This is a genomic window from Methanobrevibacter filiformis (genome assembly GCF_001639265.1).
GTDB classification, from domain to species: domain Archaea; phylum Methanobacteriota; class Methanobacteria; order Methanobacteriales; family Methanobacteriaceae; genus Methanacia; species Methanacia filiformis.
Genome location: NZ_LWMT01000186.1, coordinates 1 through 742 on the forward strand (window position 1 = coordinate 1; position 742 = coordinate 742).

General features: G+C 23.9%; 1 protein-coding gene. It reads right to left on the minus strand.

The features are described from left to right. Window positions 1-418 precede the first annotated feature (418 nt). Window positions 419-565, minus strand: coding sequence for a hypothetical protein (locus tag MBFIL_RS10555; RefSeq protein ID WP_157078679.1), 147 nt, complete (start codon window positions 563-565; stop codon window positions 419-421). Between the last annotated feature and the right edge of the window lie 177 nt (window positions 566-742).

The following is a 742-nucleotide window of genomic DNA, read 5'->3' on the forward strand; positions in this document are numbered from 1 at the left end:
GCTGCAACTAATGAAATAAACATCAGAAATGCAATATACAATACAATACGAACAAGAAATCTAAAAGACACAATATACTAGAAAAAACATAAATAAACATAGTATAAAACCATACATGTCTAAATAAGTATCTCTTAGTCAGTATGCCATTTATCAAAACATGATTCATACAAAAGCACTAATTTATTAATACAAATTTCATAATAAATGCACAAAAACTTAATAAAAAAAAGTTTATTAAAGTCATTAATGCATGAAGTCATATTTCAACACAAAGATTATTAAACTTTACTAAAAAATAATCAACAAAGATAAATCACTTAAAACCCAATAAACTAAATAATAATCCTTATTTTAACTTAATATTACTTCATCATCATAATATAAGCCAATAAGTATCAATTAACTAATCAATGAATTATGGAAGATCTCCTATAGGATTGAAAAAATCATCTAAATTATCAGCAAATTTTCTTTTTTTATCAACGGAAAGTTTAGATAATACTGTTTCATTAGTTTCAGCAAAATTTTCTAAATCATTCGCATTACATTCAAGATAATCCATTGCTAAAAAAAGTTCTGCATTATATTCATCTAAGAAAAATTTATTTATATCCCACAGCTGTTAAGTTAAGGATTTAATCGATTCTATAGAATTGCCTTAAATTAAACATTGCTTCTTTATTTTTTTCTTATTTCAGAAACTTCTTCTACAATTGGTTCTATTTTTTCTTGGTGGGGT

What these genes read in the sequence shown, in the direction of transcription:
- MBFIL_RS10555 (WP_157078679.1), bottom strand. Translation starts at nt 565, where the DNA reads ATGGATTATCTTGAATGTAATGCGAATGATTTAGAAAATTTTGCTGAA.